General features: G+C 66.0%; 15 protein-coding genes and 1 pseudogene. 11 read left to right on the forward strand and 5 right to left on the reverse strand.

The window, feature by feature from the left end; all coding sequences use genetic code 11:
- Positions 1 to 3: 3 nt before the first annotated feature.
- From ACVPT3_RS04865 to ACVPT3_RS04875, 3 genes are read left to right on the forward strand one after another with little or no spacing between them, the layout of a single operon-like run.
- The gene (locus tag ACVPT3_RS04865; RefSeq protein WP_492043070.1) at positions 4 to 3,129 is read left to right on the forward strand and encodes an efflux RND transporter permease subunit; all 3,126 of its coding nucleotides are present in this window, start codon (positions 4 to 6) and stop codon (positions 3,127 to 3,129) included.
- Positions 3,126 to 6,314 (forward strand): efflux RND transporter permease subunit, encoded by a 3,189-nt coding sequence (locus tag ACVPT3_RS04870; protein WP_492043071.1) that lies wholly within the window; start codon positions 3,126 to 3,128, stop codon positions 6,312 to 6,314. The genes ACVPT3_RS04865 and ACVPT3_RS04870 overlap by 4 nt, the downstream gene beginning before the upstream one ends.
- Positions 6,311 to 7,687: an efflux transporter outer membrane subunit gene (locus ACVPT3_RS04875; protein ID WP_492043072.1), complete on the forward strand. Its 1,377-nt coding sequence runs from the start codon at positions 6,311 to 6,313 to the stop codon at positions 7,685 to 7,687. Before ACVPT3_RS04870 ends, ACVPT3_RS04875 begins: the two co-directional genes overlap by 4 nt.
- Before the next feature lie 205 nt (positions 7,688 to 7,892).
- Here ACVPT3_RS04875 and ACVPT3_RS04880 read toward each other — a convergent pair whose 3' ends face one another.
- Positions 7,893 to 8,909, reverse strand: coding sequence for a LacI family DNA-binding transcriptional regulator (locus tag ACVPT3_RS04880; protein ID WP_492043073.1), 1,017 nt, complete (start codon positions 8,907 to 8,909; stop codon positions 7,893 to 7,895).
- A gap of 293 nt (positions 8,910 to 9,202) precedes the next feature.
- Between ACVPT3_RS04880 and ACVPT3_RS04885 the strand changes: the two genes are divergently transcribed.
- The 3 genes from ACVPT3_RS04885 (at position 9,203) to ACVPT3_RS04895 (ending at position 12,535) form a co-directional block, all read left to right on the forward strand.
- On the forward strand, positions 9,203 to 10,114 hold the full coding sequence (locus ACVPT3_RS04885; RefSeq protein ID WP_492043074.1) for an alpha/beta hydrolase: 912 nt from the start codon (positions 9,203 to 9,205) through the stop codon (positions 10,112 to 10,114).
- Positions 10,111 to 11,103, forward strand: a complete 993-nt coding sequence (locus ACVPT3_RS04890) for an alpha/beta hydrolase (protein WP_492043075.1) — start codon at positions 10,111 to 10,113, stop codon at positions 11,101 to 11,103. The genes ACVPT3_RS04885 and ACVPT3_RS04890 overlap by 4 nt, the downstream gene beginning before the upstream one ends.
- A 91-nt stretch (positions 11,104 to 11,194) precedes the next feature.
- The gene (locus ACVPT3_RS04895; protein ID WP_492043076.1) at positions 11,195 to 12,535 is read left to right on the forward strand and encodes an MFS transporter; all 1,341 of its coding nucleotides are present in this window, start codon (positions 11,195 to 11,197) and stop codon (positions 12,533 to 12,535) included.
- A gap of 31 nt (positions 12,536 to 12,566) precedes the next feature.
- Here the strand turns inward: ACVPT3_RS04895 and ACVPT3_RS04900 are convergent, their stop codons facing one another.
- Together ACVPT3_RS04900 and ACVPT3_RS04905 are read right to left on the reverse strand one after the other, a co-directional pair.
- The gene (locus tag ACVPT3_RS04900) at positions 12,567 to 13,490 is read right to left on the reverse strand and encodes an alpha/beta hydrolase (protein WP_492043077.1); all 924 of its coding nucleotides are present in this window, start codon (positions 13,488 to 13,490) and stop codon (positions 12,567 to 12,569) included.
- A 19-nt stretch (positions 13,491 to 13,509) separates the two neighbouring features.
- Entirely contained in the window at positions 13,510 to 14,613 is a 1,104-nt protein-coding gene (locus ACVPT3_RS04905) for an alpha/beta hydrolase fold domain-containing protein (RefSeq protein ID WP_492043078.1), read from the reverse strand.
- A gap of 260 nt (positions 14,614 to 14,873) precedes the next feature.
- On the opposite strand from ACVPT3_RS04905, the gene ACVPT3_RS04910 reads away from it, so the two are divergent.
- From ACVPT3_RS04910 to ACVPT3_RS04925, 4 genes are all read left to right on the forward strand, one after another.
- A complete protein-coding gene (locus tag ACVPT3_RS04910) occupies positions 14,874 to 15,938 on the forward strand; it encodes an alpha/beta hydrolase (RefSeq protein WP_492043079.1) in 1,065 nt (354 codons plus the stop codon).
- A 132-nt stretch (positions 15,939 to 16,070) separates the two neighbouring features.
- On the forward strand, positions 16,071 to 18,236 hold the full coding sequence (locus tag ACVPT3_RS04915; protein WP_492043080.1) for a TonB-dependent receptor: 2,166 nt from the start codon (positions 16,071 to 16,073) through the stop codon (positions 18,234 to 18,236).
- A 171-nt stretch (positions 18,237 to 18,407) separates the two neighbouring features.
- Complete coding sequence (locus tag ACVPT3_RS04920) at positions 18,408 to 20,210, forward strand: alpha-amylase family glycosyl hydrolase (protein ID WP_492043081.1); 1,803 nt, start codon at positions 18,408 to 18,410, stop codon at positions 20,208 to 20,210.
- A complete protein-coding gene (locus ACVPT3_RS04925) occupies positions 20,207 to 21,103 on the forward strand; it encodes an ROK family protein (RefSeq protein ID WP_492043082.1) in 897 nt (298 codons plus the stop codon). Before ACVPT3_RS04920 ends, ACVPT3_RS04925 begins: the two co-directional genes overlap by 4 nt.
- Positions 21,104 to 21,130: 27 nt before the next feature.
- On the opposite strand, the gene ACVPT3_RS04930 is transcribed toward ACVPT3_RS04925, so the two are convergent.
- Positions 21,131 to 21,565, reverse strand: a complete 435-nt coding sequence (locus ACVPT3_RS04930) for a hypothetical protein (protein WP_492043857.1) — start codon at positions 21,563 to 21,565, stop codon at positions 21,131 to 21,133.
- A gap of 32 nt (positions 21,566 to 21,597) precedes the next feature.
- Here ACVPT3_RS04930 and ACVPT3_RS04935 point away from each other — a divergent pair, with 32 nt between their 5' ends.
- A complete protein-coding gene (locus tag ACVPT3_RS04935; protein ID WP_492043858.1) occupies positions 21,598 to 21,798 on the forward strand; it encodes a hypothetical protein in 201 nt (66 codons plus the stop codon).
- Here ACVPT3_RS04935 and ACVPT3_RS04940 read toward each other — a convergent pair.
- Positions 21,721 to 21,939, reverse strand: a pseudogene (locus tag ACVPT3_RS04940) (hypothetical protein); the annotation flags it as partial. The gene ACVPT3_RS04935 and the pseudogene ACVPT3_RS04940 overlap by 78 nt on opposite strands.
- Between the last annotated feature and the right edge of the window lie 171 nt (positions 21,940 to 22,110).

Below are 22,110 nucleotides of genomic sequence, written 5' to 3' on the forward strand. Positions count from 1 at the left end.
CGAATGAACCCCTCCCGTCCGTTCATCCAGCGGCCGGTCGCGACCTCGCTGTTCATGCTGGCCATCGTGCTGGCGGGCCTGGTCGGCTTCCGCCTGCTGCCGCTCTCGGCTCTGCCCGAGGTCGACTATCCCACCATCCAGGTTCAGACCCTCTATCCCGGCGCCAGCCCGGAGGTGATGAGCCAGACCGTCACAGCCCCGCTGGAACAGCAGCTCGGCGAAATGGCCGGGCTGGAGCGGATGAGCTCGATCAGTTCGGCCGGCGCCTCGGTCATCACCCTGCAGTTCGGCCTGTCCGAGACGCTGGATGTGGCCGAGCAGGAGGTTCAGGCGGCGATCAACGCCGCCGACGCCCTGCTGCCCGCCGACCTGCCGGCGCCGCCGGTCTACGCCAAGATCAATCCGGCCGATGCGCCGGTGCTCACCATCGCCGTTACCTCCGACACCCTGCCGCTGACCGAGGTGCAGGACCTGGTCAATACCCGGCTGGCGCAGAAGATCAGTCAGACCTCAGGCGTGGGCCTGGTCTCGCTCAGCGGCGGCCAAAAGCCGGCGATCCGCATCCAGGTCGACGTTCAGCGACTGGCCTCCTACGGCATCACCCTGGAGGAGATGCGGACGGCGATCGAGGCCTCCAACGCCAATGGCGCAAAGGGCAGTTTCGACGGGCCGACCCGGTCCTATACGATCAACGCCAACGACCAACTGCTGACGGTCGCCGACTATGAAAACCTGATCATCGACTATGTCGACGGCGCGCCGGTGCGGCTCAAGGATGTCGCCAAGGTCGTGAACGGGGCCGAAAACTCGCGCCTCGCGGCCTGGGCCAACGAAAAGCCGGCCATCCTGCTCAGCGTTCAGCGCCAGCCCGGCGCCAACGTCATCTCGACCGTCGACGCCATCAAGGCGCGTCTGCCTGAGCTTCAGGCCCAACTCCCAGCCTCCCTTGATATGACGGTCCTGACCGACCGCACGACCGGCATCCGCTCGTCGGTGCACCACGTCGAGATCGAGCTGCTGTTGGCCATCGTCGGCGTGGTGCTGGTGATCTTCCTGTTCGTGCACAGCCTTCGCGCCACCCTGATCGCCAGCCTGGCGGTGCCGATCTCGCTGATCGGCGCGTGCGGGGCCATGTATCTGCTGGGCTACAGCCTCAACAATCTCAGCCTGATGGCCCTGACCATCGCGACCGGCTTCGTCGTCGACGACGCCATCGTCATGATCGAGAACATTTCGCGCCATCTGGAAAAGGGCGAGAAGCCGATGCAGGCGGCGCTGAAGGGCGCCAAGGAGATCGGCTTCACCATCATCTCGCTGACGGTGTCGCTGGTGGCGGTGCTGATCCCGCTGTTGTTCATGGGCGACGTCGTCGGGCGGCTGTTCCGAGAGTTCGCCGTCACCCTGGCCATCACCATACTGATTTCGGCGGTGGTGTCCCTGACCCTCACCCCGATGCTTTCGGCGCGCTGGCTGAAGACCCATCCCGAGGCCGAGGTGAAGGGGATCAGCAAACATGCCCAGCGCGTCTTCGAGAAGGTCGAAGCCTGGTACGAGAAGGCCCTGGTCTGGGTGCTGGACCGCCAGAAGGCGACGCTGGTGGCAGCGCTGGGCACCATGGTCCTGACCGGCCTTCTGGTTCTGGTCATTCCCAAGGGGCTGTTCCCGACCCAGGACACCGGCCAACTGCTGGCGCGGGTCGAGGCCACCAGTTCGGTCTCCTTCGCCCGAATGACCGACCTTCAGCAGCAGGCGGCCGCCGCTATACTGGCCGACCCGGCCGTTGAATCCCTCAGTTCCACGGTCGGCGTCGATGGATCGAGCACGTCAGCCCTGAACGTCGGCCAGATGACGATCAATCTGAAGTCCGACCACGGCTCGCAGCAGAAGGTCATGGAACGACTGAAGGCCGAGGTCGCCGAAATCGCGGGCCTGCGCCTGTTTGCCCAGCCGACCCAGGACCTGACCATCGACACCGAGACGGGGGCGACCCAGTATCGGCTGTCGGTCGAGGGGGCGGATACGCCGACGGTCAACGCCTGGGCCGGCAAGATCGCCGCGGCCATGGCCGAACAGCCCAAGCTGCGGAACATCTATAACGCCGCCGAAGCGACGACCCCGGCGGCCCAGATCTCGATCGACCGCGACACGGCCGCCCGCCTGTCGATCACCGCCTCCGAGGTCGATGAGGCGCTTTACAGCGCCTTCGGCCAGCGGATCGTCTCGACCATCTTCACCGAGACCAGCCAGTACCGCGTGATCCTGGAGGCCGATCCCGGCATCCTGACCACGCCGCAATCCCTGGCCCAGTTGAACCTCCAGGCGTCCGGGGGCGCGACCCCTCTGGGCGCCTTCGCGTCGATCGCCGAGAAGGAGGCGCCGACCCAGGTCACGCGCGTGGCACAGTTCCCGGCCGCCACCATCGGCTTCGACGCCGCGCCGGGTGTGTCGCTGGGCGCCGCCGTCAGCCAGGTTAGCGCCGCCCTCAAGGCCGCCAAAGTTCCGGCCAGCGTGACGACCAGCTTCCAGGGCGCGGCCGGGTCGTTCGAGGGATCCCTGTCCAACCAGATGTGGCTGATCCTGGCGGCGGTGGTGTGCGTCTACATCGTGCTGGGCGTGCTGTACGAAAGCTACGTCCACCCGCTGACCATCCTGTCCACCCTGCCTTCGGCGGGGGTGGGGGCGCTGTTCGCCCTGTGGATCACCGGCAATGACCTGGGCGTCATCGGCATCATCGGCCTGATCCTGCTGATCGGGATCGTGAAGAAGAACGCGATCATGATGATCGACTTCGCCATCGACGCCGAACGGACCCAGGGCAAGTCGGCGCGCGAGGCCATTTTCCAGGCCGCCATCCTGCGTTTCCGGCCGATCCTGATGACCACCATGGCGGCCCTGCTGTCGGCCGTGCCCCTGATGCTGGGCATGGGGGAGGGCGCCGAACTGCGCCGTCCGCTGGGCATCGCCATCTTCGGCGGTCTGCTGGTAAGTCAGCTGCTGACGGTCTTCACAACGCCGGTCATCTATCTGGCCTTTGACCGGCTGGCTCCGGCAGGTCGCAGAACGGGCGCGGCGGGCGCGGGCGAGGGCGATGAGCCGGCGGCGACCGTCGATCCGGAGCCGGTCCGGTGAACCTGTCAGAACCCTTCATCCGCCGGCCGATCGCCACGGTGCTGCTCAGCCTGGGTATCGCCCTGGCCGGGGTCGCGGCCTTCTTCGTCCTGCCTATCGCCCCCCTGCCGCAGGTCGATTTTCCCACGATCTCCGTTCAGGCGAGCCTGTCCGGAGCCAGTCCCAGCACCATGGCCTCCAGCGTCGCCACGCCGCTGGAGCGCCGGCTAGGCGTGATCTCGGATGTCAACGAGATGACGTCACAGAGCTCGACCGGATCGACCCGGATCAATCTGCAGTTCAACCTGAACCGCGACATCGACGGCGCCGCGCGCGAGGTTCAGGCCGCCATCAATGCCGCTCGCGCCGACCTGCCCGCGACCCTGCGCAGCAACCCGACCTATTCCAAGGTCAATCCGTCCAGCGCCCCGGTCATCATCATGGCCCTGACCTCGGACACCAAGACGCCGGGCGAAATCTATGACGCGGTGTCCAATGTCGTCACCCAGCGCGTGGCCCAGGTGGACGGGGTCGGCGAGGTCGAGATCGGCGGCGGCTCCCTGCCGGCGGTGCGGGTGCAGGTCAATCCGTTCCAGCTGAATCACTATGGCGTCAGTCTGGAGGACGTGCGCGCCTCTATCGAGGCCGCCAACGCCGACCGACCCAAGGGGACGGTCGAGGGCGAGGGACGGCGGTTCCAGATCTACACCGACGCCGCCGGCAAGACGGCGGCCGACTACGCCAGCCTGATCGTGGCCTGGCGCGACAACGCCGGCATCCGTCTGTCCGATGTCGCTGAGGTGACCGACAGCGTATCGGACACCCGCACCCTGGGCCTGTTCAACGGCAAGCCGGCGATCATCATCCTGATCACCACCGAGCCCGGGGCCAACATCATCAATACGGTCGACGCCGTTCGCGCCGTCGTTCCCGAGCTTCAGGCCCAGCTGCCGGGCGACATCAAGATCCAGGTCGCCTCGGACCGCACCAATTCGATCCGGGCGTCTCTGCACGAGATCGAGGTGACCCTGGTGGTGTCGCTGATCCTGGTGGTGCTGGTGGTCTCGGTCTTCCTGCGCAGCGCGCGGGCGACCTTCATCCCGACCGTGGCGACGGTGGTGTCCCTGCTGGGCACCTTCGGCGTCATGTATCTGATGGGCTTTTCGCTGAACAACCTCAGCCTGATGGCCATCACCGTGGCGACGGGCTTTGTCGTTGATGACGCCATCGTGGTTCTGGAGAACACCCAGCGCCATATCGAGGCGGGGATGGAGCGGTTCAAGGCGGCCCTGCTGGGCGCGCGCGAGGTCGGCTTCACCGTTCTGTCGATCAGCGTCTCCCTGGTGGCGGTCTTCATTCCCCTGCTGTTCATGGGCGGTCAGAGCGGGCGGCTGTTCCGCGAGTTCGCTGTGACCCTGTCGGCGGCGGTGCTGATCTCGTTGGTCATTTCCCTGACCCTGACGCCGATGATGTGCGCCTATCTGCTGAAGCCGCGCGAGGAAGGCCATCGCGAGGGCCCGGTGGGCCGTTGGCTGGAGGCGGGGTTCACGAAGCTTCAGAACGGTTACTCCTGGTGCCTGGACTGGGCCTTGCAGTCCAAGCGGATCGTGGTTCTGTCGTTGGCGGCGGTGATCGGGCTGACGGCCTATCTGTATGTCGTCGTCCCCAAGGGCTATTTCCCGCAGCAGGATACGGGTCAGTTGATGGCCGGGGTCCGCGCCGACGAGAGCGTCTCCTTCCAGTCCATGTCCTCCAAGCTGAGGAAGGTGGTCGCCATCATCGACGCCGATCCGTCGGTCGACACTGTCGTCGGCTTTACCGGCGGCGCGCGGTCGGGCGGCGCCTTCATGTTCGTCAATCTGAAGCCTCTCGCCGAGCGCGATGGGGAGAAGAGCGCCGCCGTCATCGCCCGTCTGCGTCCGAAGCTGGAAGCCGTCGAAGGGATCAGCATCTTCCTGAACCCCGTCCAGGATTTGCGTATGGGCGGGCGGTCGTCGAACTCGACCTACCAGTACACTCTGATCAGCGATTCCAGCGCCGATCTGCGCCAATGGGCCCAGAAGCTGGAAACCGAGATGAAGACCCTGCCCGAGCTGATCGACGTCGACAGCGATCTGGCCCAGAACGGGGTCGAGACCTACCTCACCATCGACCGCGACGTCGCCGCCCGCCTGGGCGTCACCCCCCGCGCCATCGACAACAGCCTCTACAACGCCTTCGGCCAGCGGCAGGTGGCGACCATCTACGAGGACATCAACCAGTATTCCGTCATCCTGGAATGGCTGCCGCAGTTCGCCCAGGGCCCGGAGGCGCTGGCGGATATTCACGTGCCGACGTCGTCTGCGAGCGACGCGGCGGAGACCAGCGTCACCAATCCGGCGTTGAAAAATCCGTCGACCGGAAACGCCCTGGCGACAAAGGTCACGCCTATGACGCCTCTTTCGGTCGTGGCCGCCGTCAACCAGGCCCCGACCGCGACGACGGTGAATCACCAGAACGGCGAACTGGCGACGACCGTCTCATTCAACCTGGCCGAGGGCGTCTCCCTGTCCCAGGCCCAGGCGGCTGTGACCGCGGCGGCCGAGCGTATCGGCATGCCGATTAGCGTACGCGGCGCCTTTGCGGGACAGGCGGCCCAGGCCCAGGCGCAGAACCAGGAGCAGCCTCTGCTGATCCTCGCCGCCTTGGTGTCCATCTATCTGGTGCTGGGCATCCTGTACGAGAGCACCATCCACCCCGTCACCGTCCTGTCGACCCTGCCGGCGGCGGGGGTCGGCGCGGTCCTGGCTCTGATGCTGTTCGGCATGGAGTTCACCATCATTGCCCTGATCGGGGTCTTCCTGCTGCTGGGCATCGTCAAGAAGAACGCCATTCTGATCATCGACTTCGCCCTGGACGCCCAGCGCTCACGCGGGCTGACGGCGGTCGAGGCGGTCCGCGAGGCGTCGCTGCTGCGGTTCCGGCCGATCCTGATGACGACCCTGGCCGCCGGCCTGGGCGTCCTGCCCCTCGCCATCGGCTTCGGCGAGGGCTCCGAGCTGCGTCAGCCGCTGGGAATCACCATCATCGGCGGGCTGATCGCCAGCCAGATCATGACCCTGATCACCACGCCGGTGGTCTATGTCTATCTCGACAAGCTGCGAAGAAAAACGGGCGACGAGCGCGCCCTGGCCCGCGGCATCGAAACGGAGTCTTCCCCCGCATGAGACCCTATGCCCCCCTTCTGTTGACCGCCGCCCTGTTGGCTTCGGCCTGCGCGGTCGGACCGGACTATGGTGTTCCCGCCACCCCGGCCGTGACCGCCTTCAAGGCGCCGGAAGGCTGGCGCGTCGCCCAGCCGTCGGACGCGCTGGACCGGGGCGACTGGTGGACCCTGTTCGGGGACGAGACCCTGAACGCCCTGGCCGTGCGCGCCGAGACGGCGAACCAGACCGTCGCCGCCGCTGAAGCCGCCTATCGGCAGGCGCGGGCCGCCACGCGTGAAACCCGGGCCAGCCTGTTTCCCAGCGTCGCCCTAGACGGATCGGGCACGACTTCGGGGGCCTCGGGCGGCGCCGACAGCGACACCTACCAGGTCAACATAGGCGCGTCCTGGGAACCGGATTTCTGGGGCCGCATCCGCCGCTCGGTCGAGGCGAACGACGCTTCGGCCGAGAGCAGCGCGGCCGATCTGGCCAGCGCCCATCTGTCGATCCAGGGTGAACTGGCGGTCAGCTATCTGAGCCTGCGCGAAGCTGACGCCGAACTCGCCCTGCTGGACCGCACCATCGCGGGCTATGAGCGGGCGCTGGAGATCACCCGCAACCGCTATGAAGCCGGCATCGCGCCACGCACCGACGTGCTGCAGGCCGAGACCACCCTGGCCAGCGCTCGTTCCGAGCGGATCGGTCTGGAGCGGACCCGCGCCACCTATGAGAACGCCATCGCCGTCCTGGTGGGCGAACCGGCCAGCACCTTCAGCCTGGCGGCGGCCGACTGGACCCCGACCGTGCCGGACGTGCCGGTGGGGCTGCCGTCCGCCTTGCTGGAGCGCCGGCCTGACATCGCCTCGGCCGAGCGGGCGGTCGCGGCCGCCAACGCCCAGATCGGGGTTCAGCAGTCGGCCTTCTTCCCCACCGTGTCCCTGACGGGATCAACCGGCCAGACCGCCTCCAGCCTGGGCGACCTGTTCGAGAGTTCCGCCAACGTCTGGTCGCTGGGCCTGGGTCTGGCCCAGACCGTCTTCGACGCCGGAGCGCGCGGGGCGGCGGTCGAGCAGGCGAGGGCGTCCTATGACGCCGCCGTCGCCGCCTATCGTCAGACAGTGCTGGAGGCCTTCCAGGATGTCGAAAACCAGTTGACGGCCACCGACGTGCTGCGTCGCCAGTATGCGGAGCTCGAGACCGCCTCCCGCGCTGCGGACCAGACCGAGGCCATGATCCTGAACCAGTACCGCGTCGGCACGATCGCCTACACTGACGTGGTGACGGCCCAGGTTTCCGCCCTCAGCGCACGGCGGGCCCTGCTGCAGGCCGCGGTCGACCGCCAGACGACGGCCGTGGCCCTTATTCAGGCCGTTGGCGGCGGGTGGCGTCTATAGTTTTGAACATGAAGATCGTTCAGCTGGGACCTTTGAAGCGCTGCCGGAGTAATCGAACTGCGCCTCGATATTAGGTCCTTCGACGCCCCTGATTTGGCCCGGGCGACTCAAATGATGTCGCGATCACGGGCTTTTTAAGCCGTTCAATTTCTTCGTGTTTCGAAGATGCTGACGTCAGATCGGCGTCATGATCGGTCGCTTGGCCTCAGGGCGCCGAGCTCCGCACAATCAGTTGCGGCGCGAAAATCCTCGATGGCGCGTCTTCACCCGCCATTCGTCTCAGCAGGATGTCCACCATGGCCTCGGCCCCGCCCGCGATATCCTGCCTGACCGTCGTCAGGGGCGGTGTGGCGTGGATGGCGATCTCCAGGTCGTCGTAACCCACGACGGCGATGTCGCCCGGGGCGGACAAGCCGTGTTCGTTCAGGGCGCGCAGCGTCGCCAGGGCGATAATGTCGGTTGCGGCGACCACGCCATCGATGGTGTCGTCGGCGTCGAGAAAGCCGCGAATGGTCTCGTAGGCGGTCTGGGGGGTCAGATGGACGGGCAGGGCGTGGGCGGGCGCGGCGACCCCGGCCGCAGCATGCGCATCGAGAAAGCCTTGGTAGCGTTGTCCGAGTTCCGGATAATCTGGATTGCCGAAGAAGGCGAGCCGTCTACGACCGCCGTCCAAAAGATGTCGCGTGGCCATCTCTCCGCCCAGGCGATTATCCGTGCCGACGACAGTCTGGGTGAAACCCGCGAATTCCGCGCCCCAGACAACCAGGGGCCGATACCGATTCGCCACCTTTTCTATGACGCTCATCTGGTCCGATTGACCGATCACGATGACGCCGTCGACGCGGCCGCATTCCGCGATTTCGGACAACCAATTTTCGCCGCGGGGAATGACGCGGGACAAGAGCAGATCATAGCCCCGCGCCGTCAGGGCGTCGGCCAGATGCCCCAGCAGGGTGATGAAGAAGGGATCCGAAACAGGTTGTCCCACCTCGTGCCCGAGCGGCAGCACCACTCCTACGGCGTGCGAGCGGCCGGTTCGCAGATTTCGGCCCACGACATTGGGCCGGTAGCCGTGTTCCAGCGCGAGGGCGGCGACACGCTCTCGGGTCGAAGCCTTGATGACAGGATTGCCGGCGAGGGCGCGTGACACGGTCGAAGTGGACAGGCCGGCCAGACGGGCGAGGTCGGCCAGGGTCGCAACAGGTTTCACCTCGGTGGTCATGAATGTCGAATGGCCCGCCCGCGACAGGAAATCAACGGCATGCGGCGCCCCATTGCGCCCGGCCGCCAAGCCGCGTAGAAAAACGGCAAGAGCCGCAATCGATTGCAATGTGGCCGCCGGAGGACTTTATGCAGATATCCCGACGTGCATTGCACGCTGGCTTGGCCGGCGGCGTCTTGGCGAGCTTAGCCGGTGGGCGGTCCTTTGCCGCCGCGAAAAGTGCGGATCGATCTGGAGCGCACGACCCGCTGGCCCTCGTCGATCCCGAACTGCGGGCAAGCGCGGCCGCTCAGTTGGCGCAGCCCCTGCCGATGCTGACCGTCGCCGGTCTGCCGGCCCTGCGCGCGTCCTGGGCGGCGCCCGAGCCCCTGGCGTCCCCGGCCCCGGCGGTCGATGAGCGGTTTATTCCGGGCCTCGCCGGCCAGCCTGAGGTGGCTGTTCAGGTCATAGGCGGCCGGAAGGACGGGCGCGCGCGGCCCGCCATCCTTCACATCCACGGGGGCGGGTTCATATCCGGGCGGGCGCGTAACCTTACGCCCTTCTGCCAGGACCTGGCTGCGCGCTTCGACTGTCTGGTCGTGAACGTGGATTATAGGCTGTCGCCTGAGACTGCCTATCCGGGGGCGGTGCAAGACAACTACGCGGCGCTGAAGTGGCTCTACGACAACGCGACTGAGTTGGGCGTGGATCGCAGCCGCATCGCCGTGATGGGCGAAAGCGCCGGCGGCGGACACGCGGCGCTTGTCGCCATCGCCGCGCGGGACCGCGGCGAGATTTCGCTCTGCCTGCAGGTGCTGCTCTATCCGATGCTGGACGACCGGACGGGCAGTCGCGAGGCCCTTCCGCCTCATATCGGGGCGATCGGCTGGACCGCAGCCGCCAATGCTTTCGGCTGGACCGCCTTCCTCGGGGTTCCGGCGGGCTCGGCGCGGGTTCCGGCCGGCGCGGTTCCCGCGCGCGTCGAGGACCTGCGGGGGCTTGCCCCGGCCTTTATCGGGGTCGGAGCCATCGATCTGTTCGTCGACGAGGACATCGAATACGCCCGACGTCTTATCGCCGCGGGGACGCCGACGACGCTTGTCGTGGCGCCCGGCGCCTATCACGCCTTCGATTTCGTCGTGCCTGAGGCGAGGGTGTCGCGCGATTTCACACAGGCATGGCGGACGGCGCTGGCGACAGCCTTTGCCGAGCCGGTGCCCGCGTGAGCCGTCCCTTTGCGATCGACCGTCGTCGTCTCCTGGCCGCAGCCGGTGTCGGCGTTCTGGCGGCGCCCGCCGCACGCGCCGACGACGCTTCGCCTCCCCTCTCGCCTCTGGGGCCGCTTCCTGCCGCCTGGGGTCGAGCGCAAACCTTGCCGCTTTGGCCAGATGGCGCGCCGCAAACCGGTTTTCAGGCGACCCCTGCGCCCAGTGACTTCCCGCCCGGCTTCTTCAGAAATGTCGCAGAGCCGTTTCTGAAGGTCTTTCGTCCCGCCCGTCCCAATGGTCGCGCGATCCTCGTCACCCCGGGCGGCGCCTACGCCTTCGTCGTCGGCACGCATGAGGGCGCCGCCACCGCCCAGGCCTTCGCGGATCTGGGCTACGTCGTCTTCGTCCTGATCTACCGTCTGCCGGGCGAGGGTTGGTCAGATCGGTGGAACGTCCCTTTGCAAGACGCGCAGCGGGCGATGCGGCTGATCCGCGCCCGCGCCGGAGCGTTCGGCATTTCGCCGGAGCGGGTGGCGGTGCTGGGCTATTCGGCCGGCGGCCACCTGGCGGCCTCGCTCGGCGTCGACTACGCCCCAGGCCTCTATCCGCCTCGTGACGCGATTGATGCGGTTGACGCCCGGCCTTCGGCTATTGGGCTGATCTACCCGGTGATCACCCTGGCCGCCCCGCTGACCAATCCCCAGACCGCTCTATCCCTGCTCGGCGAGGCTCCGACCGAAGACCATGTCCTGCTGCGGTCGCCGCAAAGACATGTGGACGCCCAGACGCCGCCGACCTTCCTGGTCCATGCGCTGGACGATACGGCCGTGCCGCCCGAAAATTCTCTGATGATGCTGGAGGCCTGCCGGGGGGCGGGCGTCAAGGTCGAGGCGCATCTGTTCCAGGAGGGCGGACACGGATTCGGTCTGGGGGCGTCGGGCGCGCCCGCGAGCCAGTGGCCGATCCTGTTCCAGGCTTGGCTGGACCGGCTCTTCTCTGACGGCTGAACGACGCCCGCCCTGGGGCGTCCGCGCCCCGTCCGGCGCTGTCCACAGAACATATTCAACAGGCGCGGTCTCGCGCAGCGAGGGGATCTTCATGACCGGCGCGTACAAGCCCAACCTGCCGTTCTGGCGCATCATCGAGATGAACATCGGGTTTCTCGGCCTGCAGTTCAGTTTCGGTCTGCAGCAGGCCAATATGGCGCCCATCTATTCCTACCTCGGCGCTGACGAGGCCAGCATTCCGCTCCTGCAGCTGGCCGGGCCTCTGACCGGACTGCTGATTCAGCCGATCATCGGGGCGATGAGCGACCGGACGGACTCGCGATGGGGACGACGGACGCCCTATTTCCTGGTCGGCGCCGTCCTGTGCGCGATCGGCCTGTTCTACATGCCGCTCAGTCCGACCATTCTGGCCGCGGTCAGCATGTTGTGGATCCTCGACGCAGGCAACAACATCACGATGGAGCCGTATCGCGCCTATGTCAGCGATCGTCTGAACACGCATCAGAGACGGCTCGGCTTCCTGTCGCAGAGCGCCTTCACAGGGCTCGGCCAGATGCTGGCCTATCTGTCGCCGTCGATCCTGGTGAATCTGCTCGGGTTCGATATCAACGCGGTGGATTCCCACAATATCCCGATCATCACGCGGATCGCCTTTACGGTCGGGGCCGTCCTGTCTTTCGGCACCATCCTTTGGTCGATCATCCGGGTGCCGGAGTTGCCCCTCACCCCGGCCGAGCGGGCGGCGATCAAGGCCCGGCCGCTGACGCCCATCGGGACCCTTGTGGAAATCTGGGACGCCATCCGCGACATGCCGTTGACGATGCGAAAGCTGGCGTTGATGAGCCTTTTCCAGTGGTACGCGATGTTCGCCTACTGGAACTACGTCATCTATTCCATCAGCCGTTCGGTCTATGGGCAGTCGGATCCGCTATCCGAGGGCTTCCGGCGGGCTGTGTTGGACAATGGCGAGATGGGCGGCTTCTACAACGGCGTCGCCTTTGTCGCCGCCTTCGCCCTGGTGCCGTTGGCCCGGCGTTGGGGCGCGGCGACCACCCATGCCGTCTGCCTGGTGGTCGCGGGCCTCGGCATGTTCGCTATCCCCCATATCACCGACAAGGTCTGGCTTTTCGTGCCGGCGATAGGCGTGGGCCTGGGGTGGGCGAGCGTCATGGGCAACCCCTACATCATCCTGTCGAACGCCATCCCTCCGGAGCGGACGGGCGTCTATATGGGCATATTCAACATGATGATCGTGACGCCCATGTTGTTGAACGCGGTCACCATGCCTCTGTATTTCAACAGCTTGCTGCAAGGCGATGCGCGCAATGTATTGATGTTGTGCGGCGTGCTGATGGCGGCTGCGGCGGTGTGCGTGTTGTGGGCGCGCGACCCCAAGGGGGAAGCGGCTGCGCCGGTCACAGCGACGACCTAGCCGGTCGTACAGATCCGGCGCCGTTTAGGCGTCAGCGCGCTGACGAAGTTGCGTCGGGGAGCAGAAACGCGAGAGCCTCATCCAGTCGGTCGCGCCAGGCGGCTTCGTTGTGGCCGACGCCTGGGAAGGTGTGAACGGCGAGATCGTGATCCAGTCGATAGCCGAGAACGATCATGGCTTCGATCAAAGCGCGGTGTGACGGGCCGTAGAAGCGGTCGATGTCGAGTTCGCTACGATCAAGCCAGAAGCGGTGGCGGCCGGCGGCCGGAAGATCAGCGAGGGCGAAGGCCCCGACGGCGGCGGCCACCTGTTCAGCGAACCCCTTCGGCATCGCCTCCGTCTCATCGACGGGGAGGAGACTGAGATGCGCCGACAGGGCCGCAGCGCCCGCGAAGACGTCGGGGTGGCGGGCCAGCAGTTCAATCGCCGCCACGCCGCCCATGGAGGCGCCCGCGACGAAGGTGGTCGCCGGGCCGGGCAGGGTGGCGAAGGCCGCGTCGACAAAGGGCTTGATCCGGTGGACGACGAGCTCTGCATAGGCGGACGATTGCGCAGACCCGTCCCAGGCGGTCTCCACGGCGTCGCGGGCCGAAACCGGCGCGCGGTCCAGGATCAAGGCGGGCGCATATTCAAGGAAGCGTTCCGACGAGCAGGCGACGCCCACCGCCATAACCGGCGGAATACGTCCGGCGTCGATCAGCCGGGACAGGCTGGCGTCGATTTCCCAGGCGGCGCCGAACGGCACGCGCCGGGCGTCGAACAGGTTCTGGCCGTCCTGGACATAAAGCACCGGCAGTGGGCGGTCCCGATCAACCCCGTCGGGACGCCAGGCGAACAGCTCGCGTCGCGCGAGGGGGGCGCAAGGGAAGTCGCTTGCGACGAACAGCCGACCGCGCCCTGATGGGGGATCGACTTCGGTCAGGGCGACGTCGCGATGTGGCGGATGCGCGGGCATTGGGGAGACGCGCCTCCGATCAGCGCCCTAGCCGACGGTCAAAGAAGCGCAGCATGACGTCATAGGCTTGGCGCGATTCCGGGATGTCGGCATTGTAGAAGAAGCCGTGGAACAGGCCTTCCCAGACATGGAGCTCGGCGTCTACGCCCAGCCGCACCAGCTGGGTATGTGTGTAGACGGCCGAACTCAGCTCGAACCCGCGGGTGCCGGTAATGATCAAGGTGGGAGGGAATTCCCGCATCACGGCGTCAGAGACGGCCGGCGCAACGAGGGGGTCCTTCGGATCGGTTCCGACCAGATAGGGCAGGAGTGTCCTGTCGGGATCGGCCGGACCAGGCCAGGGCGCCGGCGGGCGAGCGTCGCCGATGGGGCCGTTGACATAGTCGGCGTCACCGCCAAAGCCGGCAGCCGACAGGGTGGATCCGGCGCAAAAGACCCCGATGGCGCCGGGACGCGGCAGGTCGTGAGCCTGGAACCAGGCGACGGACATGGCCGTCAGCATGCCGCCGGCCGAACAGCCATAGATGCCGATATTCTCCGCCGGATAGGTCTTCAGAAGCTCGCGATAGACGGCGGCGACATCTTCGCTGGCGGCAGGAAAATGGTGTTGAGGCGCTTGCCGGTAATCGACCGCAACCACGCGAATGCGGCCCAGAGCGGTCAACGGCATGGATTCCAGTTCGGCGCAGCCGGGGAAGCAGGCCATGAAGCCGCCCCCGTGGAGATTGATCAGAACCCTGTTCTGGTTCTCTGACGCGATCCCGGCCTTGGGCGTGTAATCATAAACGTGGACGCCGCCGAGCCTTGTGTCCTGGCGCTCATAGGCGAATTGCGCTTTCTGACTGGCCAGGTAGGGCTGCATGAAGACGGGAACCCCGTCCTTCTCCATCAGCAGCTCGGGCTGCTGCATCTGTTTCAGGTGCTCGGCCACATAGGCCTGAGCCTGGGGGCTGAGCAGGCGCGATACCGGTACGGCCATCGCAGGCGCATGAACCGTTCCGTCCGCATCGACAACGACGGGTGCGGGCTCGCGCGGCGCGGCGTCCTGGGCCATCGAAGGCCTGCCCGTCGACAAGGGAATAAGCAGGGCTGCCGCCATGCACGCCAGTCGCCACGTCTTCATAGTCTTCTCCCCTTTATGTATCGACGCTTCAGCGCCGACTGTTGCGGCGACGGACCCTGTCGGGCCCTAACCGCAATCGTTTGCATGCCTGATGGTGAGGGCAAGTCGCGGAGGAGGCAAGGCCGAATTATGGATAAGCTTGTCCGTCAGCACCTAAAAGGCAATCGATTGCGAGATTAGTAAAAACGACTTGCAATCGATTGCGAAGCGGGTAGCTTTCCCCAGCAGAACGGCACAAGCCGACGCGCGGGGAGGTCCGCATGAGGATTCGCAGACGGGACATGGCCTTTGGGCTGGCGACGGCGGCCATGCTGGCGGGTCGCGCATCGCCCGTGCGCGCGGACGGCGTCGATCCGGCGCTATTGGCGCGTGTCGACCCGGAACTGCGCGCGGGAGCGCAGACCCTTCTGAGCCGGCCTCCGCTGACCTGGGCGCGGGACCAACTTCCCGCCTTACGCGCCGTGCCGCCCCTGGAGACACCCGTTTCGACCGCTTCGGCGGCCGTGGAGCGCTTGAAGGCGCCGGGCCGACCGGGCCACCCGGACGTGGCGTTCGAGCTCATCGGTCGCCGCGAAGGCCGACGAAACCGCCCGGCCATTATTCATATCCACGGCGGGGGCTTTATCCTCGGTCGGGCTTCGGATTCCACCGCCTTGTGCCAGAGCCTCGCGGATGAGTTCGACTGCGTCGTCGCCAATGTCGACTACCGGCTTGCCCCCGAGACGACCTTCCCGGGCCCCATGGAGGATTGCTACGCGGTTTTGGCCTGGGTCCATGATCAGGCAGACTCCCTGGGGGTAGACCCGGGGCGGGTGGCGGTGATGGGCGCGAGCGCGGGCGGTGGATTGGCGGCCATGGTTGCGATCGCGGCCCGTGATCGCGGCGCCCACCCCCTCTGTTATCAGGTGCTGATCTATCCGATGCTGGACGACCGGACCGGAGCGACGGTCTCCGTGCCTCCCTTTATCGGTGCGATCCTGTGGACGCCCGCCGGCAATCGCTTCGGCTGGACCAGCTTTCTCGGCATGCCGGCAGGGTCTGCTTCGGCGCCTTATGGCGCGTCGCCGGCGCGTCTGGAGACGTTTTCCGGCTTGGCGCCGGCCTTCATCGGGGTGGGGGGGCTCGATCTGTTCGTCGATGAGAACCTTCAATACGCAAGACGTCTTGTGGCCGCCGGGGTGCCGACGCGTTTCCATCTGACGCCCGGAGCCTATCACGGGTTCGATTTCATCGCGCCCGAGGCGCAAGCCTCGAGGGCGTTCACCGCCGCGTGGAAGGCCGGGTTGCGGGCCGCCTTCGACTCAGGTTCGACCGGGTCAGGATGAACGCAGGCCGAGGCCGCGGTCTGACCGCAGCAACAGGGAATTCATGTCATCGGACATGAAGCGCCGTCTTTCAGTCAGAGGGCGGTAAAGAAAAGCAAACGATTGCTTAAGCGATCTAAAGGGGAGGAAACCATGTTCAACACCATTAAGATGCGGGTCCGTCGCTACGGACTGACTGGGAGCGCCAGCCTTGTGGCCTTGGCTTGCGGCGCGACCTTGGGCGTGACGCCGGCGTGGGCTCAGGACGCGACCGAGCCGGCGGCCCCGGCCGAACTCGGCGAAATCGTCGTGACGGCCATGAAGTCCGGGGAGCAGCAGATTTCACGCGTTCCGCTGGCGATCCAGGCCTTCTCCGAAGAGACCTTGAAGGACAAGGGCGTGCGCGATGGCGGAGATCTGATCTCCCTGATTCCGGGCGCGTCTCAGGCCCAGGAGATCGGCGCTGGCTATCGGGTGTTCTCCTTCCGCGGCTCCGGCGCCGGCGGTGCGGTCGGGGATGGGATGGTCGGCTATTATCTTGATGATACGCCGTTCGGCGTTCCCAACTTCCAGGCGGCGCCGCCTGTCCAGTATTTCGATCTGGAACGTGTCGAGGTTCTGCGTGGTCCCCAGGGCACGCTCTACGGCTCAGGCTCGATGGGCGGAACCATCATCTATCGCACCCGCAATCCCAGCCTTGACCATGTCACGGCTCAGCTCGAGAGCGAGGTCTCGACGACAGAGAATGCGAGCGATCCCAACTACAGGATCGCCGGGGCCGTCTCCGTGCCCCTGATCCAGGACGTGCTCGGTCTGCGTCTGAGCGGCGGCTACGATTACCGCCAAGGCTATAACGACATCTACTCCGGCGCGCCCACGGGAGAACCGCGCGAGACCGACGCCAATACAGTCGTCTCCGAGGACCTTCAGGCCATCCTGCTGTGGACCCCGAACGACCGCACCACGGTCCGCCTTCGCGCCTGGAAATTCAGCACGGACCAGGACTATCTGAACGTGATGAACTCGGTGTCGCCGCCCTACGCCGCCTATCAGGGCGATGTGGTGGGCTACGACCGTCGTCGGGCTGAATACTATTCCAGCACCATCACCCACGAGTTCCAAAACTATACGGTCACCAACGCCACCTCCTATCAGAAGTCTCTTCCGGGCGGTTTCCAGGTGGGCTTGAACCTCGGCGCGCCGCTCGGGATCGGCACCCTGACGAACGGCGGGGACGCGGACAACTTCGTCAACGAGTTCCGCGTCGCCACCTCGGGAGACGGGCCCCTCCATGTCGTCGGGGGCGTCTTCTACCAGAAGGCAGAGGGCCTCTATACCTTCAACCTCGACTTCCCCAGCCTCCAGCTCAGCGGCCAGACGATCACGCGCACCGAGAACGCGTCGATCTTCTCGGAGGTCAGCTACGACCTCATGGGCGGCAAGCTCGTGCCCCTCTTCGGGCTGCGCTATTTCAAGGACACGCGCTCGGCGGATTCGATCTCGAACGGGGAGGCGGTCTACAGCGAATCCGAGCCCGAAAAGGTGACCTGGCGCGCCAATATCGCCTATTATCCGGTGGAAGACTGGCTGGTCTTCTTCAACGCCGGCACCGGGTTCCGCAGCGGCATTCTCCAGTCGCAGGCCCAGGCCAATGCGGTCATCGCCGATGGAATTCCGACCGACGTCGCCTTGACGCCAGACGAACTGCTCAATCTCGAATTCGGGGTCAAGGGCACGCTTCTCGACGGCCGGCTGCGGCTCGCCAGCAGCCTCTATGAGATCAACTACGAGAACCTGCAGACCGAGATCAACACCTCGATCGGCCTGACGGCCTACGCGAATCTCGGGGATTCCCGGACCCGCGGGATTGATATCGAGGCGTCGTGGGACACGCCGCTGGAGGGCTTGAACCTCACGGTGGTCGGCAATGTGAACGATTCCGAGTTCACCGATGTGTCCGCCGCCTTCGCCACGGCCAATCCCCGCTATGCCGAGGGGCAGGATCTGATCAACACCCCGCCCCACAACTGGCGGCTGGATGCCAACTACGACCGCACGGTGGGCCGATACGACGTCTTCGCCAACGCCTCCTACACCGCCGTCGGCCGCAACCGGATCGCAGATTCCACGATCGACACCCTGGACCCCTATCAGCTCTACCGGGCGAGCGTGGGCGTGCGGTTCGACCGCTACGAGCTTCGACTCTACGGCGAAAACCTGTCCGACGAGCGCGGACCGACGGCCGCCAACGGTACGACCCTGCTTGCCGGCCCGCGGCCCCGGACGATCGGCCTGACCCTCCGCATGGAGTGGAACTGAACATGGGAGGCGGCGCGTCTTGCGGCGCGCCGCCGAACCGCGTGGCGGCGACGGCTCACGGCTTTCGCCAAGCGGCTCCGGCCGTTCTTCGACGACATCCTCGCCGGGCGGCGCCGCCGCCCGGCGAGACCCCTTCTTATCGTGCAGGCCTAGATGACTGAATGTGCCGACATGGCGAAAGCCGCCGAGACTCCGCAGGGTGCGCCCCTGGGGGACGCGGCCCTGGAGATTTTGAGGGCCAGACTCGGTGATCTGTACGGCGGCGACGTCGAGGGGCTCATGTCCAGGGTGGTGGGTCGCATCTCTGCTGCGGCGGACGTGCGCTCTGAGGCGCTGAAGGCGATAGACGTCGAGCGTCGTCAGGATCCGCGCTGGGTGGGTCAGTCGGGACAGACGGTCTACACCTTCTACGTGGATCGGTTTGCGGGCGACCTGAGCGGCCTCATTGACCGCCTCGACTATCTTCAGGATCTGGGCGTGCGCTGGCTGCATCCGCTTCCGCTGCTGAAGGCGCGGCAGGGCGACAGCGACGGCGGTTTCGCTGTTCAGGACTATCGCGAGGTGGAGCCCGCGCTTGGCGACATGGGCGGCTTGGAGCGGCTTGCCGACGAACTTCGCGCCCGCGGCATGGGGCTTCTGCTGGACGTGGTCTGCAATCACACGGCGCGGGAGCACGAGTGGGCGACCCGCGCCCGGGCCGGCGATCCGAAGTTTCGCGCCTTCTACCACCTGGTCGCGACCGAGGCCGAGGTTCAGGAGTGGGAGGAGACTCTCGTCGATGTCTTTCCCACCACCGCACCGGGAAGCTTCACTTATGACCCGGACCTGCAGTCCTGGGTCTGGACGACCTTCTATCCCTTCCAGTGGGACCTGAACTATTCGAACCCCGAGGTCTTTCTCGAGATGCTCGATGTTCTGCTGTTCCTGGCGAACAGAGGCGTGCAGGGCTTTCGGCTCGACAGTGCCCCCTTCCTCTGGAAACGGAAGGGCGCCAACTGCCGCAACCAGCCCGAGGCCTATGCGATCATCGAGGCCTTCCGGGCGGCGTTGGACCTGGCGGCGCCGGGCGTGCTGTTGTTGGCGGAGGCGATCGAAAGTCTCGACGACGTCCTGCCCTTTTTCGGCGTCCAGAGCCCTGGATGCGGTCTAGCCTACAACAACGGCGTCATGACTGCGCTGTGGGGCGCTTTGGCCGACCAGGACGTCGCCGTGGTGCGGACCGTCCTTGCGGCGGCGAGCGCCCGGCCCGATCACGCCGCCTGGCTGAACTATGTCCGCTGTCATGACGACCTCATCTGGAACGCCCTGAGCGCCTATGCTACGCCGCAGGATCTGGAGCGTTGGTCGTCGTTCTACGGCGGTCAGGGCTTCTCGGGCGGGCGCAGTTTCCAGACCGCGCCTGGGGGCGTTCCATCGACGAACGGCATGACGGCCGCCCTGGTCGGATTGGGGCGCGAGGATGTCGATCCGGACGAGGCGATGGCGCGGCTGACGCTGCTCTATGGTGTGATCCATGCGCTCGACGGTTGGCCGCTGATCTATATGGGCGACGAGATCGCCTTGGGGAACGACACCGACTTTCTCACCGATCCGCTGCGCGCTGGCGAAGGACGATGGCTGCATCGACCCGTCATGGACTGGGCGAAAGCCTTGGCTGCCCGCGACGGCGGCGCCGGCTCAGCGGCCATGACGGCGATCCGTCGCTTCGGCGACGCCGCGCGACGGATCGAAGCCCTCGATGTGCGCGGACGCGCCCTGCCGATACAGATGGGCGATCCCGCCGTTCTGGCGTTCTCACGGACGGACGGACGAGCTTTTCTGTGCCTCGCCAATTTCTCGAACCGGCGTGTCTCGGTCGAGCTTCCTTCCGGCTTCGATGGGGCAAGACGTGAGGTTCTGAGCGCCTCGACGTCTTCTGGCCGGGCGATGGAATTGCCGCCTTATGGGATCTCCTGGCATGTGATGGAGCCATGAAGATGTACGCAGGCGTTGAAATCGGCGGCACCAAGACAATGGTCGCCTTCGGCCGTTCGCCGCAGGACCTGACGGATCCCGTCCGGATCGAGACACGGGGGCCGAGCGAGACGCTTGCCGAGGTCGCGCGGGTTGTCGAAGCCCATGCGAATGCGAAAGGGCTGGCCGGGATCGGGGTCGCCAGTTTCGGCCCCGTTAGGCTTGATCGTGACGCAGAGGATTACGGACGAATTCTGAAGACGCCCAAGGCTGGCTGGACAGGCGCGGACCTTCTGGCGCCGTTACGCAAATTCGGCGTGCCGGTCGGGCTGGCGACCGACGTCGGCGGCGCCGCATTGGCGGAAGGCGAATGGGGCGCCTGCGCCGGCCTCAAACACTATCTCTATGTCACCGTCGGAACCGGCGTCGGGGTCGGCGTTGTCGCCGATGGCCAACTGGTGCACGGCGTTCTGCACCCCGAGGTGGGGCATCTTCTGGTCAGGCGGACGGAAGGGGACGACACCTTCGCCGGCGTCTGCTCCTTCCACGGCGACTGTCTGGAGGGGCTGGTCAGCGGCCCTGCGATCGCCGCACGTCTTGGCCGACCCGGCGAAACGGTCCCCGTAGATCATCCTGTTTGGGACCTCGTGGCGGATTATCTCGCGCAGATGGCGACCACGCTCACGCTTGTTCTCGCGCCGCAGCGGATCGTGTTTGGCGGCGGCGTGGGCAGCCAAGACGTACTGCTCGGCCGCGTGCGAACACGTCTAAAGGTTCAGCTGGGCGGCTATCTGCCTCATCTTGATGATGAGGGCGTGCTCGGCGATTATCTGGCGGCTCCAGCGCTAGGCGCGCGTTCCGGTGTCCTGGGCGGCGTTATTCTGGCTCGGAACGCCAACGAAAATCGATCTTGATGTGATGCAATCATCCTGACGCCTTGGTCAGGACGAGGGCTGGCTTCCGCAGATATCTGGAGACCTTGCAGGCGTGCTCGATTGGCCGATCAGCTTGAAGCCATCTGACGGCTCCAGGAAGAGGTCAGGCGGATTGGTCAGGTAAAGGGCGCGGAGCCACAGTGTGGTCAGGAACCGCGCCACATCGTCCGGCGTCGGATGGGCCTGTTGGAGCGTAGGATTCCGATAGACGAAATACTCAATGAGGAAGTTGTCCACCATGCCGGCGAGGGCGTAGGCGAGCGACAGATACTGCGCGTCATCGACGAACGCCTCCGGAAATTGGCGACAGAGATTTGTGGCGATCCTTCGGTTCCAATCCAGGGTGAGGTTCCGCCACATGGAGGCGAAGGGGGCAGATTCCTCGTGCACCTCGAACAGGCACCGCATGGCGCCGGGATTGGCGCTGTACAGGGAGACCATATGTTGGTTGGCATAGTGGTCGCCTCCAGCGGATGCTCGCTCTTCGGCCGCGCTTCCACGGCGCCCCGGAAGCCGTCGAGCAGTTCGGCCAGCACTTCCTGGGTGATGTCGATCTTGCTGGGAAAATAGTGGTAGAACAGACTGACCCTGACGCCCGCCTCGCGGGTGATGTCTTCCAGACGTATCTGATGGAAGGCGCGGTCCTGCAGAAGACGGCTCAAGGCGTCCTTTAGCCGTTGGCGGGTGGCGCGGCCGCGTCGAGTGACCGGCGGGGCCGGCTTGACCTTGACGGCATTGCTACGGCGTCCGGCCATGGTCCGACCAGCGGGCCGGCCGCTGGCCGCTCCGGGCTTGCGAGCCTTGGGCTCTGTCATGCGTTTCCGTCCAAGATGTCTTCGCCCGGGTGTTTTTACCCGTTTGCAAGTCCGGAAGACCAGAATTTGACTCGTGAAGGCTGGACGGCCGCAGGCGGCGGGCGAGCCGGACTGGCCACCCTTTGGCCCCTCGCGCGCCTATATGGCGTTGGAGGGCCCGCCTGAGCCGCG

Source organism: Brevundimonas sp. FV1ps31S (assembly GCF_058681265.1).